General features: G+C 66.9%; 16 protein-coding genes. 7 read left to right on the top strand and 9 right to left on the bottom strand.

All coding sequences use genetic code 11. From position 1 onward, the window contains the following. Nucleotides 1-58 precede the first annotated feature (58 nt). On the bottom strand, nucleotides 59-1,387 hold the full coding sequence (locus tag D620_RS14375) for a serine hydrolase (RefSeq protein ID WP_017663936.1): 1,329 nt from the start codon (nucleotides 1,385-1,387) through the stop codon (nucleotides 59-61). On the opposite strand from D620_RS14375, the gene D620_RS0101105 reads away from it, so the two are divergent. After that, nucleotides 1,346-2,443 carry a glycosyltransferase family 87 protein gene (locus D620_RS0101105; RefSeq protein WP_081596496.1) on the top strand — a complete coding sequence of 366 codons (1,098 nt, stop codon included), beginning with the start codon at nucleotides 1,346-1,348 and terminating at the stop codon, nucleotides 2,441-2,443. The genes D620_RS14375 and D620_RS0101105 overlap by 42 nt on opposite strands. Here the strand turns inward: D620_RS0101105 and D620_RS0101100 are convergent. The 3 genes from D620_RS0101100 to D620_RS0101090 all read right to left on the bottom strand — a co-directional run bounded on the left by D620_RS0101100 (nucleotide 2,437) and on the right by D620_RS0101090 (nucleotide 6,540). Next, on the bottom strand, nucleotides 2,437-3,252 hold the full coding sequence (locus tag D620_RS0101100) for a hypothetical protein (RefSeq protein WP_155799920.1): 816 nt from the start codon (nucleotides 3,250-3,252) through the stop codon (nucleotides 2,437-2,439). The genes D620_RS0101105 and D620_RS0101100 overlap by 7 nt on opposite strands. Before the next feature lie 131 nt (nucleotides 3,253-3,383). Next, nucleotides 3,384-5,387, bottom strand: a complete 2,004-nt coding sequence (gene parE, locus D620_RS0101095; RefSeq protein WP_017663933.1) for a DNA topoisomerase IV subunit B — start codon at nucleotides 5,385-5,387, stop codon at nucleotides 3,384-3,386. A gap of 64 nt (nucleotides 5,388-5,451) precedes the next feature. Continuing rightward, nucleotides 5,452-6,540 carry a penicillin-binding protein activator gene (locus D620_RS0101090; RefSeq protein WP_233991923.1) on the bottom strand — a complete coding sequence of 363 codons (1,089 nt, stop codon included), beginning with the start codon at nucleotides 6,538-6,540 and terminating at the stop codon, nucleotides 5,452-5,454. Nucleotides 6,541-6,695: 155 nt separating this feature from the next. Between D620_RS0101090 and rsmI the strand changes: the two genes are divergently transcribed. The 4 genes from rsmI to D620_RS0101070 are packed head-to-tail and all read left to right on the top strand — an operon-like array spanning nucleotide 6,696 to nucleotide 9,592. Next, the gene (gene rsmI / locus D620_RS0101085; protein ID WP_233991922.1) at nucleotides 6,696-7,568 is read left to right on the top strand and encodes a 16S rRNA (cytidine(1402)-2'-O)-methyltransferase; all 873 of its coding nucleotides are present in this window, start codon (nucleotides 6,696-6,698) and stop codon (nucleotides 7,566-7,568) included. Beyond that, nucleotides 7,565-7,957, top strand: a complete 393-nt coding sequence (locus D620_RS0101080) for a YraN family protein (protein ID WP_017663930.1) — start codon at nucleotides 7,565-7,567, stop codon at nucleotides 7,955-7,957. The genes rsmI and D620_RS0101080 overlap by 4 nt, the downstream gene beginning before the upstream one ends. A gap of 19 nt (nucleotides 7,958-7,976) precedes the next feature. Next, nucleotides 7,977-8,945 (top strand): glutathione synthase, encoded by a 969-nt coding sequence (gshB, locus tag D620_RS0101075; RefSeq protein WP_017663929.1) that lies wholly within the window; start codon nucleotides 7,977-7,979, stop codon nucleotides 8,943-8,945. Between the two features lie 29 nt (nucleotides 8,946-8,974). Then, on the top strand, nucleotides 8,975-9,592 hold the full coding sequence (locus D620_RS0101070; RefSeq protein ID WP_017663928.1) for a DedA family protein: 618 nt from the start codon (nucleotides 8,975-8,977) through the stop codon (nucleotides 9,590-9,592). Between the two features lie 10 nt (nucleotides 9,593-9,602). Here the strand turns inward: D620_RS0101070 and D620_RS0101065 are convergent, their stop codons facing one another. Next, nucleotides 9,603-10,493, bottom strand: coding sequence for a tyrosine recombinase XerC (locus tag D620_RS0101065; RefSeq protein WP_017663927.1), 891 nt, complete (start codon nucleotides 10,491-10,493; stop codon nucleotides 9,603-9,605). Then, nucleotides 10,490-11,623: a radical SAM family heme chaperone HemW gene (hemW, locus tag D620_RS0101060; protein WP_420705275.1), complete on the bottom strand. Its 1,134-nt coding sequence runs from the start codon at nucleotides 11,621-11,623 to the stop codon at nucleotides 10,490-10,492. The genes D620_RS0101065 and hemW overlap by 4 nt, the downstream gene beginning before the upstream one ends. A gap of 96 nt (nucleotides 11,624-11,719) precedes the next feature. Between hemW and D620_RS0101055 the strand changes: the two genes are divergently transcribed. Continuing rightward, nucleotides 11,720-12,274, top strand: a complete 555-nt coding sequence (locus D620_RS0101055; RefSeq protein WP_017663925.1) for a CAP domain-containing protein — start codon at nucleotides 11,720-11,722, stop codon at nucleotides 12,272-12,274. Nucleotides 12,275-12,278: 4 nt separating this feature from the next. On the opposite strand, the gene rdgB is transcribed toward D620_RS0101055, so the two are convergent. The 3 genes from rdgB to rph are packed head-to-tail and all read right to left on the bottom strand — an operon-like array spanning nucleotide 12,279 to nucleotide 14,141. Next, complete coding sequence (gene rdgB / locus D620_RS0101050; protein ID WP_017663924.1) at nucleotides 12,279-12,908, bottom strand: RdgB/HAM1 family non-canonical purine NTP pyrophosphatase; 630 nt, start codon at nucleotides 12,906-12,908, stop codon at nucleotides 12,279-12,281. After that, entirely contained in the window at nucleotides 12,905-13,426 is a 522-nt protein-coding gene (locus tag D620_RS0101045; protein WP_033375816.1) for a YcxB family protein, read from the bottom strand. The genes rdgB and D620_RS0101045 overlap by 4 nt, the downstream gene beginning before the upstream one ends. 1 nt (nucleotide 13,427) lies before the next feature. After that, nucleotides 13,428-14,141, bottom strand: a complete 714-nt coding sequence (gene rph, locus D620_RS0101040; RefSeq protein ID WP_026091857.1) for a ribonuclease PH — start codon at nucleotides 14,139-14,141, stop codon at nucleotides 13,428-13,430. 77 nt (nucleotides 14,142-14,218) lie between these two features. On the opposite strand from rph, the gene D620_RS14370 reads away from it, so the two are divergent. Beyond that, a complete protein-coding gene (locus tag D620_RS14370; RefSeq protein WP_017663921.1) occupies nucleotides 14,219-14,704 on the top strand; it encodes a hypothetical protein in 486 nt (161 codons plus the stop codon). Nucleotides 14,705-14,715: the final 11 nt, after the last annotated feature.

The following is a 14,715-nucleotide window of genomic DNA, read 5'->3' as shown; positions in this document are numbered from 1 at the left end:
CGGCGGCCAGCGATAAGGGCGCGCAGCGCGCTGCGCAAGGGGGGAGGGGGCTGGCAAATCAGCGAGGCAGCAGCAAGATGCGCTGGGCGATGGCTTCCAGCTTGCCCTCGTCGACGACGGCTTCCGGGTTGTTCCAGCCCAGCGTGAGCACCCAGTCGCGCCCGGCCTTGTCGGTGAGCAGCCAAGTGAGGTTGAGCACCCCCGGCTCGCTGCCGCCCTTGAAACCGATGTAGCGCCAGTTGGCCTTGATCGCATCGGTGGCCGAGGGGTTGATTGCCATTATTGCGAAGGCCTCGGGGTCGGCGGTCTTGCGCATATGGGCAAGCAGTCGGGCGAGATCGGCGGGGGAGGCGAACCATTCGATCTCGAGCGCCTTGGGGCCATTGCCGAAAGCGGCATTGACCTCGTCGAGCGAAACCGGGGTGATGAAGTCCAGCGCATTGACCGACGCGATTGTCACTTGTCTCTCGATCTTGTCCTGTGCGGACCACGTCCCGATCATCCCCGGCTCGCTCGCCTTGAGGACGAACAGTTCGCGGGTGGTGAGAAACGGATCGTTAGCCGCCGGATCACTATGCCCGCTGTCCTTCATCAGCTTGATGATGCGGTCGGGGCCAAGCACCGCGATCAGCTGATCGGTCGCGGTGTTGTCGCTAACCGAGATCATCAGGCTGGCGAGCGTGTGGAGCGTCACCGGCGCGCCTTGCGGCCAGTCCTGCAATTGCCCGCTGGGGTAGCTTCTTTGGGTGAGCGGCACGACATTGCTCCACCTGCGCTTGCCCGCCTTCACATCCTCGGCGAGGGCGGCAAGGACGAAGAGCTTGAACGCCGATCCCAGCGCGAGCGGCCGGTCGGAATTGCGGCTGATGAGCGGCGCACCGCCAAGCGGCCCGAACCACGCGTTGACGCTGCCCGGCAGGGCTGCAAGATCGGCGGCGATGGCCTCGGGCGTGTCGCCTGCCACCGCGAGCCAATCCACCGAGGTGAAGCGCAATTCGTCGATGCGGTTGTTGTCCGCAGGGTCGAGCGCGAGCGCGCCCTTGGCAAGCCCCCGCTCGAAGCGGATTTCGAACGCCGCGCGGGTGCCATCGCGAGGGAGAAGCAGGCTGACCGCGAGCGCCCGGCCGAATTGCGCGGTGAGATTGGCCGACAGCGTCCTGATCTGCGCATCGGCAATCGCCGCGCGGAAACCGGCGGTGAAGAGTTCCTCCGGAGCCGCTTCGCCATTGAGCAGTTCGACAACCTGCCGGCTGCGCGCTTCGAGCGGGGTTGGCTGTGCCGCCGCTTCCGGTGCGGGGGGCGGCGATATCTGCTGCTGCTTGCGCTGGTCAATGCGGGCGCGGCAATGTTCCTGCTGGCGACGCAGAAAGGCGGGGTCGATGCCCACGGCTTCCTGCTCGGCACGGATTTCATCAGCTTCTGGACCTCCGGGAGGATGCTGCACGCAGGCGCCAATGTCTACGAAACGGCCGCGCACATCGCCGCCCAGCGCGAATTCTACGCGATCCCGGGCGAATATACCGCCTTCTTCTATCCGCCGAGTTTTCTGCCTTTTGTCTGGCCACTGGGGTTCCTGCCCTATTTCCCCGCGCTCGGGGTGTGGCTGGCGGCAACGGGAGCGGCGTTCCTTGCGGCGGTGCGCGCGTGGTTCCGGGCAATGGGGCTCAAGGGGCCCGCGGCGGTGCTCGTCGCGGCGTTTCCACCGCTGTTCGTGACGCTGACCCACGGGCAGACGTCGTTTCTGCTCGCCGCGCTGCTGGGGGGAGGGCTGCTGCTGGTGGAGCGGCGCCCGTGGCTGGCGGGCGCGCTGATCGGGCTTGCAACCATCAAGCCGCAATTCGGTCTGCTGGTCCCCCTCGCGCTGCTGGCGAGCGGGCAGTGGCGCACCATCGCGGGCGCTGCCCTGTCGGCACTGGCGCTCGCAGCGCTGGCAAGCCTCGCTTTCGGGCCGCAGATCTGGGCCGATTGGCTCGCCATCACGCGCACCGCCAGCACCGCGACCGCGGCAGGCAATATCAGCTTTGCCAAGATGGTGAGCGTGTTCGCCGGTCTCAGCCTCATGGGCATGCCCGCGGCAGCGGCAATGGCGGTCCAGGGCGCGGTCTCGCTGGCGCTGGCAGGAGCGGTCATCGCCGCAGGCTGGCGGCGCGCCTTCACGCCGGGCCTCGCCGCGCTGGTGCTCGCCGGAGCCCCGCTCGCCACGCCCTTCGTGCTGGATTACGACATGGTGCTGACCGCCTTCCCGCTCGCCTATCTGTTCGCGCGGGCGCGCAGCGAGGGATTTGCCGACTGGGAGCGCATCACCATTGCCGCCGTCTTTGCCGGCGCCGCTTTCGCGCGGCCGCTGGCATTGAACACCGGCCTTCCCATCATGCCGCTGCTGCTGGCCGCGCTGTTCGCTTGCGTGTGGCGCAGAGTGCGGGACGAGGGCGCTGCTCAGTAATAAGTCGTGGTGTAGGCCCCGTCCGAGACATTGATTTGGACCTCGCGGAAGGCGAAGGTCCGGTCGACCCGGTAGGTGATCGCAGCGGTTTCGGGATCGCGGGCGAGCAGGGTGATCTGCACCAGCCCCAGATCGAGCACCTTGGGATAGGTATTGCCCCTGATCCCCTTGCGGGCATCGACCAGTTGCAGCACCCCCTTGTCATCGTAGACGAACAGAGCCGCTTCCTTGTCGACCCCGTCAATATTCGATTTGTAGCGGATCACCGGCCCGAACACGCTCCCGGTCCCAGCATATTCGAGCCGGAGATAGCGGTTCGGCAAAGTCAGGTTCTGGAGGCGCGTATAGCCGATGGGCGTGATCGGGACGTCATGGGCGACGTCGCGCCCGCGAGCCCCCATGATGAAGGCGCGCTCGAAAGTTCCGTCTCCGGTCTCGTCGATGAGGCAGAAGCTTGCCTCGGCGTCGAAATTGACGGGACCCCTGCTGCGGCCCTTGACGCTGACCACTGCGGGCCCACTGCGGCGTTCGTCATCCGAAAGCGGTCGGCTCTTGGCGCAATAGGTCTTCGCCGACAGCGTCAGGCCGAAACGGTTGGGCATCGACAGCGTGGCGCGCCGCAGCGGGGTGAGCGGGGAGAGCTGCGGATCGATGCCGTGCACCCTGCCGGTGACGCGTCGGGAAAGCATCGCCAGATCGGGCTGGACCAGAGTGGTGCCAAATAGCACTTCGCCCGGACGCACCTCCCGCTGTGTGCCGACTACCGCCGTATCGCCCGCGGCAGTGTGGAGCTTTGAGAATCCGGTCACCGGCGGCGACATCTGCGGCCCGGACCCAACGGCGAGAACGAGGGCGGCGAGCGACAAGGCAATGCGTTTCATGGTGCCGCGATCATCGCCATCGGCAGGCCCGTTGCAACCATAAATCCGTGGTTTGAGGCTCACGCGTCGATCAGGTCGCGGTCCACATCGCTCGCGCGGTTCTGGATGAAGTTGAAACGGTGTTCGGGATTGCGGCCCATCAGTTCGTCGACCAGCCTTGCGACACCGGCGCGCTGTTCGAATTCAGCAGGCAGGGTGATCCGGATCAGGCTACGGGTCTCGGGCGCCATGGTGGTCTCGCGCAGCTGGCCCGGGTTCATTTCGCCAAGGCCCTTGAAGCGCGCGACTTCGACCTTCTTGCCCTTGAACACCGTCGCCTCGAGCTCGGCGCGATGCGCGTCGTCGCGGGCATAGCGGCTCTCCTTGCCCGCAGTGAGCCGGTAGAGCGGGGGCTGAGCGAGGAACAGGTGGCCGCGCCGCACGATATCGGGCATTTCCTGGAAGAAGAAGGTCATCAGCAGCGTCGCGATATGCGCGCCGTCGACATCCGCGTCGGTCATGATGATGATGCGGTCATAGCGCAGCGCATCGGCATTGCAGTCCTTGCGGGTTCCGCAGCCCAGCGCCAGCGCAAGGTCGGCGATTTCGCTGTTGGCACGGATCTTGTCGGCAGTGGCGCTGGCCACGTTCAGGATCTTGCCGCGGATCGGCAGGATCGCCTGGCTCTTGCGGTCGCGCGCCTGCTTGGCGCTGCCGCCCGCGCTGTCGCCCTCGACAATGAACAGCTCGGTCTCGCGCCCCCCTTCGCCGCTGCAATCGGTGAGCTTGCCGGGCAGGCGCAGCTTCTTGGCGTTGGTTGCGGTCTTGCGCTTGATCTCGCGCTCGGCCTTGCGCTTGAGGCGCTCGTCCATGCGCTCCATCACCTCGCCAAGCAGCGCGCGCCCGCGCTCCATGTTGTCGGTGAGGAAGTGGTCGAAGTGGTCGCGCACCGCGTTCTCGACCAGCCTTGCGGCTTCGGGCGAGGTCAGGCGGTCCTTCGTCTGCGACTGGAATTGCGGATCGCGGATGAAAACGGAAAGCATCACCTCGGCGCCGGTCATCACGTCGTCTGCGGTGATGTCCTTGGCCTTCTTGGCCCCGACCAGCTCGCCGAAGGCACGCAGTCCGCGGGTCAGCGCGGTGCGCAGGCCCTGTTCATGCGTGCCGCCATCCGGGGTGGGCACGGTGTTGCAATACCAGCTCGTCGCGCCGTCCGAATAGAGCGGCCAGGCGATCGCCCATTCGGCGCGTCCCTGCTGGATACCGTCGACCTGCGGAAAATCCTGCGATCCGGCAAAGGGCTGCGCGGTCACGCATTCGCGCGTGCCGACCTGTTCGGCCAGGTGATCGGCAAGCCCGCCCGGGAACTTGAACACGGCCTCGGCCGGCACCTCCTCGGATGCGAGCGATGGGGCGCATTTCCAGCGGATCTCCACGCCGGCGAAGAGGTAGGCCTTCGAGCGCGCGAGCTTGAACAGCCGCTTGGGGTTGAAGCTGCGATCCCCGAAAATCTCGGTGTCGGGGATGAAGCTGACGGCGGTTCCCCGCCGGTTGGGAGCCGCACCCAGGTTCTGGAGGGGCCCTTGCGTGATCCCGCGCGAGAATTCCTGCGCATAGAGCTGCTTGTCCCTCGCGACCTCCACGCGGGTAAAGGATGACAGCGCGTTGACCACGCTCACCCCCACGCCGTGCAGGCCGCCGCTGGTGGCATAGGCCTTGCCGGAGAACTTGCCGCCCGAATGGAGCGTCGACAAGATCACCTCGAGGGTCGATTTGCCTGGAAACTTGGGGTGCTCGTCCACCGGCATCCCGCGGCCATTGTCGGTAATCGTCAGGCGGTTGCCTTCATCCAGCCTGACCTCGATCCGGGTCGCGTGCCCGGCGACCGCTTCGTCCATCGAATTGTCGAGCACTTCGGCGGCAAGGTGATGGTAGGACCGGTCATCGGTGCCCCCGATATACATACCGGGCCGGCGACGGACCGGTTCGAGCCCCTCGAGTACCTCGATCGCGGAGGCATTGTAATCGCCGCTCGAGCTGGGCGTGTTGGCGAAGAGATCGTCGGGGGAGGGTTCTGCGGCCATGGGGGCGGCTTATAGGGCCGCCGCGCCCTGCCTCACAAGCCACCCCCCCCGGTGTTTTACGCACTCACTTGCCGAAGCCGCTCGGCGCCGGATCGACCGCGACGACATCGCCGCCTCTGACCTCGCGCACCTCCAGCGCGCGTTCGACCACGCCGCCCCGGCCGAAGCGGAACGCGCCGTCGACCCCGAGGAAGCCGCCCTTGTCGTAAAGCTGCTCGCGCGGGAACGGCGTGCCGACCTTCCATTCGCGCGCAACGCGAAGGGTCAGCAGCACCGCATCGTAGCCCAAGGTCGCCACGCGGAAAGGCTGGCCGCCGAAGCGGCTCGCATAGCTTTCGGCGAAGCGGCGGAAGCGCTGGTCGGATACGGCGGAGAACAACGCACCTTCGAGGCCCGGCGTGCGGGCGAGGGCGGCCTCGCCGCTCCACAGTTCGGTGCCGAGGATGCGGGTGCGGCTGCGCGCGGACTTGTTCAATTCGCCCGCGGCATCGATCCCGAGCCGCGCCGAATCTGCAACCAGCACCGTGTCATAGCCGCCCGCGGCCCGCAGCCGCGCCGCCGCGCTGACGATCGAGGTGTTGCCCCGCGCATAGCCCTCCTTGCGCACCAGCGCACCGCCGTAGTCGCGCAGCGCATTCTCGAGCGAGAACACCGCGCGGGTGCCATAATCGCCCTCGGGCGCAAGCACCGCGAACTTTGCCGCCCCCCGGCTGCGCGCGAACTGCACCGAACGGCGGATCGATTGTTCGGGCAGGTGGCCGATTACGAAGACATCGGCTGCCGCGACGCTCGCGTCATTGGCGAAGGCGATCACCGGAACGCCTGCGGGCCGGGCGGCGGCCTGGACCTGCGGCACGGCATCGGCGGTCAGCGGGCCGAGGATCAGCTTGTTTCCGTCGGCAATGGCCTTCCTCGCGGCGCTGGTGATGCCTTCGGAGGTATCATAGGTCGTGATGCGCAGATTGTCCGCGCCGGTATCGAGCAGCGCCATGGTCGTCGCATTGGCAATCGCTTGCCCCACCGGCGCGGTGTCGCCCGACAGCGGCACCAGCAGCGCGATGCGGTGGCGGCCGGTATCGGTGGGGAGCGCGGTCGCGGAAGGTTCGGGCGCCGGCACCGGGGGCGGGGCGGTCGCGACGTCGGTCTTGGGCACCACCGCACAGGCGCTTGCCAGCAATGCCGCGCCGGCCAATGCAAGATTGCGGACGTGCAGGCCCCGTGGCGCGCCGGCGAGCGATCCGGCCCAATTCGGCGCCCAATTCGGACGTGTCCAAAGCTTCATTCTTGCCGACCCCTCAGTCGTGCTCCATGGACTCACGCGACATGAACCCGGAGCTGCCATCCCTTCCCGCGTGGGAACCCGCACCCGGGCTGTATATCCTTGCGACCCCGATTGGCAATCTCGGCGACATCACCTTGCGCGCGCTCGCGGTCCTGCAAGGCGCGAGCCTGATCGCTTGCGAGGATACGCGGGTCACAGGTAAACTCCTGAAACATTACGGGATCAAGGCAAGGCTTCAGCGGTTGGACGACCACGCCCCGCCCGAGATCCGCGCGCGGGTGATCGACGAAGCGAGGCAGGCGGCGGTTGTGCTGGTGTCGGATGCGGGCACGCCGCTGGTGTCGGACCCGGGCTACCGTCTGGTGCGCGAGGCGCGCGCGGCGGGCGTGATGGTGACAAGCATTCCGGGCGCCTGTGCGGCAGTCGCGGCGCTGGCCATGGCAGGACTGCCCAGCGACCGCTTCCTGTTTGCGGGCTTCCTGCCGGTGAAGGACAAGGCACGGGCCGAGGCGCTCAAGGGGCTGGCGGGTGTCGCTGCGACGCTGGTGTTCTACGAGACCGCGCCGCGCCTCGAAAAGTCGCTGCTTGCGATTGCGCAAGTCTGGCCGGACCGCGCGGTCGCCGTCGCGCGCGAGCTTACCAAGCTTCACGAGGAATGCCGCAACGGCACGGCCGCAGCGCTCGCCGCGCACTACGCCGCGCACCCGCCCAAGGGGGAGATCGTGCTGCTGGTCGGGCCGCCCTCGCACAGCGAGGCGCCGGTGTTCGATACCGACACGCTGCTGCGCGCGGCGCTCGCCGAGGCGGGGCCGGGCAAGGCAGCGGGCGTGGTGGCCAGGGCGACCGGTATCGACCGCGCCGCGCTCTATGCCCGCGCGCTGGAATTGAAGGGCGCATGAGCGAGCCGCGCCCCCCCGTTCCCCGCACCCGCGAACAGCGCCACGAAGCCGACAGCCGCGGACGGCAGGGCGAGGCGGAAGCCGCGATGTGGCTGGCCCAGCGGGGCTGGCGGATCCTCGCCGAGCGGCTCAAGACCAAGGCGGGTGAGATCGACCTCATCGTCCGCAAACCCGGCCTTGTCGCCTTCGTCGAAGTCAAGTGGCGCGCCCGCACGGCTGCGCTTGCCGATGCCATCGACGAACGCCGCCTTACGCGCGTTGCCAACGCGGTCGAGATGGTGTGGCAGGATTATGCGACCCAGGACGAAGACATCCGCATCGATGTCATCCTGCTTGCACCGGGCCAGAAGCCCACCCACATCGAAAATGCCTGGATGCCTTTCGGCTGATCCTCCCGGAGTGCCCCAAATGAGCCTGCGTATCGCCGTCCAGATGGACCCCATCGACAGCATCAACATTGCCGGTGACAGTTCCTTTGCGCTGATGCTGGCGGCGCAGGCACGGGGCTACACCGTGTACGAATATCACGTCGAAAGCCTGACGCTGGACGAGGATGACCGCCTCTTCGCGCATGCCTGGCCGGTGACGGTCCGACGCACAAAGGGCGACCATTTCACGCGGGCAGAACAGGTACGGCTCGATCTTGGCCGCGATGTCGATGTAGTGCTGATGCGCCAGGATCCGCCGTTCCACATGGGCTACATCACGGCCACCCACCTGCTCGAGAGGATCGGGCGGGAAACGCTGGTGGTCAATGACCCGGCGAATGTGCGCAACAGCCCCGAAAAGGTGATGGTGCTGAACTATCGCCGCTTCATGCCGCCGACGCTGGTGACGCGCTCGGTCGAGGAGGTGCGGCGCTTCATGGCCAAGCACGGCGCGATCGTGGTCAAGCCAATCCACGGCAACGGTGGCAAGGCGATCTTTCGCATCGGCGAGAACGGCGAAAACCTCACCGCGCTGTTCGAGGTGTTCAACCAGACCTGGCCCGAGCCGCACATGATCCAGCCCTTCCTCCCGGAGGTTGCACACGGTGACAAGCGGATCGTGCTGATCGGCGGCGAGGTTGCGGGCGCGATCAACCGCGTGCCGGGGGAGGGCGAGTTCCGCAGCAATCTGGCGATGGGCGGCAGCGCGCAGGCCACGCAGCTGACCGAACGCGAGGCGGAGATCTGCGCCGCGCTCGGCCCCGATCTCAAGCGCCTCGGCCTTACATTCGTCGGCATCGACGTGATCGGGGGAAAGTGGCTCACCGAGATCAACGTGACCTCTCCCACGGGCATCGTGGCGATTGACCGCTTCAACAACACTGATACGGCGGGCATGATCTGGGATGCGATCGAACGGCGCCTTGCCGGGCGCCGCGCGGACACTTGACGCTCCCCAAAACGCACGACTGGGACCACATGACCGACTTCCTCCTCGAACTGCTCAATCAGGGCGGTTATTTCGGCATTTTCCTGCTGATGGCGGCCGAAAACGTCTTCCCGCCGATCCCTTCGGAAGTGATCATGGGCGGGGCTGGCGTGCTGGTCGCCAAGGGCGAGATGGCCTTCTGGGCGGTGTGGATCGTCGCCACACTGGGCACAGTGGCGGGCAACCTGTTCTGGTACTGGATCGGGGTGCGCTGGAGCGAGGAGCAATTGAAGACGATCATCGACCGCTGGGGCCGGTGGCTGACCTTCGAATGGGACGAATTCACCAAGGCGCGCGACATCTTCTGCAAGTATGGCGACTGGATCGTCTTTCTGCTGCGCTTCTCGCCGATCCTGCGCACCATCGTCTCGCTGCCCGCCGGGCTTGCAGGGATGAAGCTGTGGCGCTTCTGCCTGTTCACCGCGCTCGGATCGGGCATCTGGAATGCGGTGCTGATCTTCGGCGGCAAGACCGCCGCACCGCTGATCGAGCGTTTCGAGAAGTTCGCCGGCTACGGCGTGGTGCTGTTCGTGCTCGCGGGGGTGCTGTTCTACATCTACCGCGTGGTGACCTGGAAGCCGGTCGAGGCGCACGAGCGCGGAGAATAGGCGGGCGCGCTTATCCGCGCGGATGCGCCTTGCGGTAATTCTCGAGCAGCGCGGCGGCATCGACGCGGGTGTAAATCTGGGTCGATCCGAGCGAGGCGTGGCCGAGCAGTTCCTGAAGGCTCCTGAGGTCGGCGCCCGCGCTGAGAAGGTGCGTCGCGAAGGAGTGGCGCAGCGCATGCGGCGTCGCGCTGTCGGGCAGACCGAGGGCGCGGCGGGCATTCGCCATTGCGCGCTGGACCATGCCGGGCGAGAGCGGGCCGCCCTTGGCGCCGCGAAACAGCGGCCCGGAAGGGGTCAGCGGGAATTCGCACAGACGCACATATTCCGCCACCGCCGCACGGGTGACCGGCAGCACCGGCACCACCCGCGGCTTGCCGCCCTTTCCGGTCACCTGCAACACCTCGCCCAGCGATGCATCGCGGCCCGAAAGCGAGAGCGCCTCGGCGATCCGCAGGCCCGATCCGTAGAGCAGCAGCAACACCGCCCTGTCGCGCGCGCCGATCCAGTCCTCCTTGGCAAAATCGTCGACGAAGCTCGCAAGGTTCTCGGCCTCGTCGGGGGTGACGGGGCGGGGAAGGCCCTTCTTGAGGCGCGGCCCGCGCATCCGCGGGGCCGCAGGATCGGGGTCGCCAGCCTGGCTCCGGGCAAAGGCGATGAAGGCCTTGCACGCCGACAGTTCACGCGCGGTGCTGGCATTGCCGAGCCCCTCGGCGCGGCGCGCGGCAAGATGGGCGCGCAAATGGTGGGCCTCGGTCGCAGCCATCTGCGCCCAGTCCCCGGCGCCCCGCGCCGCCAGCAATCGCGCGGCGGCCGCCACATAGGCGCGCACGGTATGGGGCGAGCGGCGGCGATTATCGGCAAGATGCGCGCGCCAGCTCTCGATCATGTCGGCAGCACTCATGCGGCGACCAATGTGTCGGCGACCACCTCGGCAAGCAGCGCATCAAGCACCCCGCGCCCTTCCGGCGACACCCCGATCCGGGTGTCTGCGGCCCACATCATCCCGAGCCCCAGCAAGCGCTCGAGGGCCCGCTCGTCGATCATGCCATCGCGCGGCAAGCCGAAGCGGGCCGAGAGCCCGGCAAGATCGACGCCTTCGCCAAGGCGCAGGCCCATCAGCAGGGCTTCGGCAGCCTGATCGGCAGCGCAAAGCGCGCGCGCCTCGGCGATGCCATCGCCCTGCCGTGCGACGGCTGCGAGGAAGTTCTCGGGCTTCTTGTGCCGCACCGTCGCCACCGCGCCGCGCCGTCCGTGCGCGCCCGGGCCGATTCCGGCGTAATCCTGGTAGCGCCAATAGGTCAGATTGTGGCGGCTCTCCTCGCCCGCGCGGGCGTGATTGCTGGTCTCGTAGGCAGGCAGGCCCGCCGCGCCGGTCAAGGCTTGCGTGATGTCGAACAGCGCCGCCGCCGCGTCATCATCCAGCGGCATCAGCCGCCCGCGCCGCACGTCACTGGCAAAGCGCGTGCCGGGCTCGATGGTGAGTTGGTAGAGCGACATATGCCCCGTTCCCTGCGCGAGCGCGCGGACAAGTCGGGCCTCCCACAGTTCGGGGGTGTGGCCGGGCAGGGCATAGATCATGTCGAAGCTGACCCTGGTGAAATGCGCCTGCGCGGTCTCGAGGGCACGCAAGGCCTCGTCAGCCCCGTGCACCCTTCCCAGAAACCGCAACTCCGCATCGTCGAGCGATTGCACCCCCAGCGACGCCCGGTTGATCCCGGCCGCGGCCAGCGCGGCGAAGTTCGCCGCCTCGACCGATGACGGGTTGGCCTCCAGCGTGATCTCGATTCCCGGCGCAAAGCCCCACAGCGTCTCCGCTTCGGCGATCAGCGCGGCGACAAGGGGAGGGGGCATCAGCGAGGGCGTCCCGCCGCCGAAGAAGATCGAGGCAAGGCTCTCGCCTCCTGCCACCGCGGCCTCGGCGCGCATGTCGGCGATCAGGGCTGCCTGCCATGCCGCCACATCCACGCCGCCGCGCACATGCGAGTTGAAGTCGCAATAGGGGCACTTCTTCGCGCAGAAGGGCCAGTGGATATAAAGGGCGCGGGGGCCGGGGGAGGTCGGGGGTGGAATTTTTAGCCTCGCTTAACCGTTGACGCATAGACCCACATCATGCGGAGCTCCCGTTTCATGTCCCTGCTTGCCCGCGTTGCCTGCGCCGCGCTGCTTATGGCAGCCGCGCCCGCCCTGCCGCAAGACGCCCGTGATGACCAGCGCCCGCTGTTTCCGGCCGAGCAGGAATGGCTTGGCGAACACAACAAGGCGCGTGCTGCTGTCGGCCTTGCGCCGCTGCGCTGGAACCACCAGCTGCGCGCCGATGCGCAAGCCTGGGCCGAGGACCTCGCCCGCCGCCGCGCCTTCCACCATTCGCCCGATCTGCTTGAAGTCAGGCAGGGCGAAAACCTGTGGATGGGGACGCGCGAACGCTATGCCCCCTGGCAGATGATCGACGGCTTCCTCGCCGAACGCGCCATCTTCCGGCCCGGCACATTCCCCGACGTTTCCACGACCGGACGCTGGGCGGATGTGGGGCACTACACCCAGATCATCTGGCCCGAGACCGAGGAAGTCGGCTGCGCCACCGCGCTCAACGCCAAGCACGAGGTGCTGGTGTGCCGCTATTGGTCGGCGGGCAATGTCATGGGCTACCGCCTCGATCCGGCCCCCCGCCTGACCCGCCGCTGAGACCTTACACTCCGAACTGTTCGGCGACGAGCTTGGCGAATGCAGCGGCGCGGTGGCTGATGGCATGCTTCGCTTCGGGCGCGATCTCGGCGAAGGTGAGCGCGCTGCCGGTGGGCACGAATACCGGATCATAGCCAAAGCCGAGCGCGCCACGCGGCGGCCATGTGAGGGCGCCTTGGCAGGCACCTTCGTAAATCGCATGTTCGCCATCGGGCCAGGCGATCGCAAGCACGCAGTGGAACGCGGCGCGCCGGTCGACATCCGCACCCTTTTCGGCGAGCATTCCCTCGACCTTGCCCATCGCCATGTACCAATCACGCCCCGGAGCGCCCTCGAACCACTGGCGCTCGGCCCAGTCGGCGGTGTAGACGCCGGGGCGACCATCGAGCGCGGCGACGCTCAATCCGCTGTCGTCGGCGAGCGCAGCAAGGCCCGAAGCCTCCGCCGCCGCGCGCGCCTTGATGAGCGCGTTCTGCGCAAAGGTCACGCCGGTCTCTTCGGGCTCCGGCAGGCCGAGCGATCCGGCCGAGATACAGCGAACGCCATAGGGATCGAGCAGCGCGGAAATCTCCTTGAGCTTGCCCGCGTTGTGCGTTGCAATCACAAGGCTGCCGGAGCCGAGGCGGCGGGTCATTTGCGCAATGTCCAAGGGCGCGGCAGGCCCGAAAGCCTTATCTGGTCACGCATGAAATCCACCACCTCTGTGCTCACCTGCTGCTTGGGAAAACTCAGGGCCAGAAGCCGGTTGGGAAAGAGCGCGAATATCTTCTCGTCCTCGTCCCAGCGAACCAGCTGGCCCCACTGTGCGCGTTGCATTCCGGATGCCTGCTCGACCCGGATGCCACCCTCCTCGAAAAACAGCGTCGCCTGTTCTTGTAGCGCGTACGTCTCGCGGTAGATCCGCCGCACTCTCGGCTTCAGGAAGAGGCGCATGAGGAGGACGTAAAGGCTCGCACCCGAAATGCCCACCAGCATCAGGACGATCCCATGAATGACCGATTGCTCCGACACTGCGATCGGTACGGCGATGATGGCGCCGGTCGGCAAGGTCAGCCACAAGCACCGGATCCACGTCCGCCTGAACACCAGCGCGTTGAGGGCGAGGTAATCGTCCTCTACCACCCGGTAGATCACTCGTTCCGGCAGGCTCACATCACTTTACCGCATCCAACTGCGCGGCGAAGATCCGGTCGCAGCCGATGCGCGCAAGGCGCAGGAGGCGCAGCAGGGCTTCCTCGTCATAAGTCGCGCCTTCGGCAGTCGCCTGCACCTCGGCGATCTTGCCGCCCGACAGCAGCACGAAATTGCCGTCGGCCTCGGCATTCGAATCCTCGTCATAGTCGAGGTCGAGCACCGGCGTGCCCTTGAAGATGCCGCAGGAAATTCCCGCGACCTGCGCGGTGATCGGATCATGCTTGATGTCGCCCGAGGCCATCAACCCGTTGATCGCGAGCCGCAGCGCGATCCACGCGCCCGAGATTGACGCAGTCCGCGTGCCGCCGTCAGCCTGGATCACGTCGCAATCCAAGGTGATCTGCCGCTCGCCGAGCTTTTGCAGGTCGACCACCGCGCGCAAGGAGCGGCCGATCAGACGCTGGATTTCCTGCGTGCGGCCCGATTGCTTGCCCTTGGCCGCCTCGCGCTGCCCCCGGGTGTGCGTCGCGCGCGGGAGCATCGAATATTCCCCCGTCACCCAGCCTTCGCCCTTGCCGCGCAGCCATGGCGGGACGCCCTTCTCGATACTCGCGGTGCACAGCACCTTGGTGTCACCGAAGCCAATCAAGCAGGAACCTTCGGCGTGCTTGGTGAAGCCGGTCTCGATCGTGATGGCGCGCATTTCATCGGGCGCGCGTCCTGAAGGGCGCATGATCATTCCTTGGTTGTTCAGGCTCGCCAGTATACGGGCTGTCTGAACGTGGGAAGTCCGGTCTTAGGGGTTATGCCATGCGGACATTGATTGTTGCGGCGTGCCTCGTGTCCATAACCATGGCGAGTGCTTCGCGGGGACAGGCTTCCGCGCCACAAGGTGCCGAAGAGCACGACCCCTTCCCGGTGATAGAGCACCGCGTGACCTCGTGGGGGCGCACGGTCGGCAATCTTACCATCACTGCCGATGGCCTGATGGTAAGGCGCGATTTCGACTTCAATACGGGCAAGGAAACCGTGGCCAAACGCACGCGACTTGATCCCGATGCGCACCGCAACGCGATTGCTGCGCTTGAAGTGCTGCGAACCACGGCCCAATCGCCGGGCTATTGCAGTGGTGCGCCGACCGATGGCCCCAGCGGCGAGTTTCATTGGGACGGCGGCCAGGCCTACCGGATCTACTATCCGTGCTCTTCGCAATTCCCCGAGTTGCGGGCCGCCGAGGATCGTTTCTGGGCTATAGTCAGCACGGCAGAACAGTCTCAGACCATGAGCGACGATTGACAGACACGGTC

Origin of the sequence: Porphyrobacter sp. AAP82, from assembly GCF_000331285.1 — a bacterium.
Taxonomy (GTDB): Bacteria; Pseudomonadota; Alphaproteobacteria; order Sphingomonadales; family Sphingomonadaceae; genus Erythrobacter.
The sequence above is the reverse complement of the archived record's forward strand: the minus strand, read 5'-3'. Positions and strand labels throughout refer to the sequence as shown.

Bases quoted from the DNA above. Each gene is read 5' to 3' on its own strand.
- D620_RS14370 (WP_017663921.1), top strand. From the start codon at position 14,219: ATGCGGACATTGATTGTTGCGGCGTGCCTCGTGTCCATAACCATGGCG.
- rdgB (WP_017663924.1), bottom strand. From the start codon at position 12,908: ATGACCCGCCGCCTCGGCTCCGGCAGCCTTGTGATTGCAACGCACAAC.
- parE (WP_017663933.1), bottom strand. From the start codon at position 5,387: ATGGCCGCAGAACCCTCCCCCGACGATCTCTTCGCCAACACGCCCAGC.
- D620_RS0101055 (WP_017663925.1), top strand. From the start codon at position 11,720: ATGTCCCTGCTTGCCCGCGTTGCCTGCGCCGCGCTGCTTATGGCAGCC.
- rph (WP_026091857.1), bottom strand. From the start codon at position 14,141: ATGCGCCCTTCAGGACGCGCGCCCGATGAAATGCGCGCCATCACGATC.
- D620_RS0101105 (WP_081596496.1), top strand. From the start codon at position 1,346: ATGTTCCTGCTGGCGACGCAGAAAGGCGGGGTCGATGCCCACGGCTTC.
- gshB (WP_017663929.1), top strand. From the start codon at position 7,977: ATGAGCCTGCGTATCGCCGTCCAGATGGACCCCATCGACAGCATCAAC.
- D620_RS0101070 (WP_017663928.1), top strand. From the start codon at position 8,975: ATGACCGACTTCCTCCTCGAACTGCTCAATCAGGGCGGTTATTTCGGC.
- D620_RS0101080 (WP_017663930.1), top strand. From the start codon at position 7,565: ATGAGCGAGCCGCGCCCCCCCGTTCCCCGCACCCGCGAACAGCGCCAC.
- D620_RS0101065 (WP_017663927.1), bottom strand. From the start codon at position 10,493: ATGAGTGCTGCCGACATGATCGAGAGCTGGCGCGCGCATCTTGCCGAT.
- rsmI (WP_233991922.1), top strand. From the start codon at position 6,696: ATGGACTCACGCGACATGAACCCGGAGCTGCCATCCCTTCCCGCGTGG.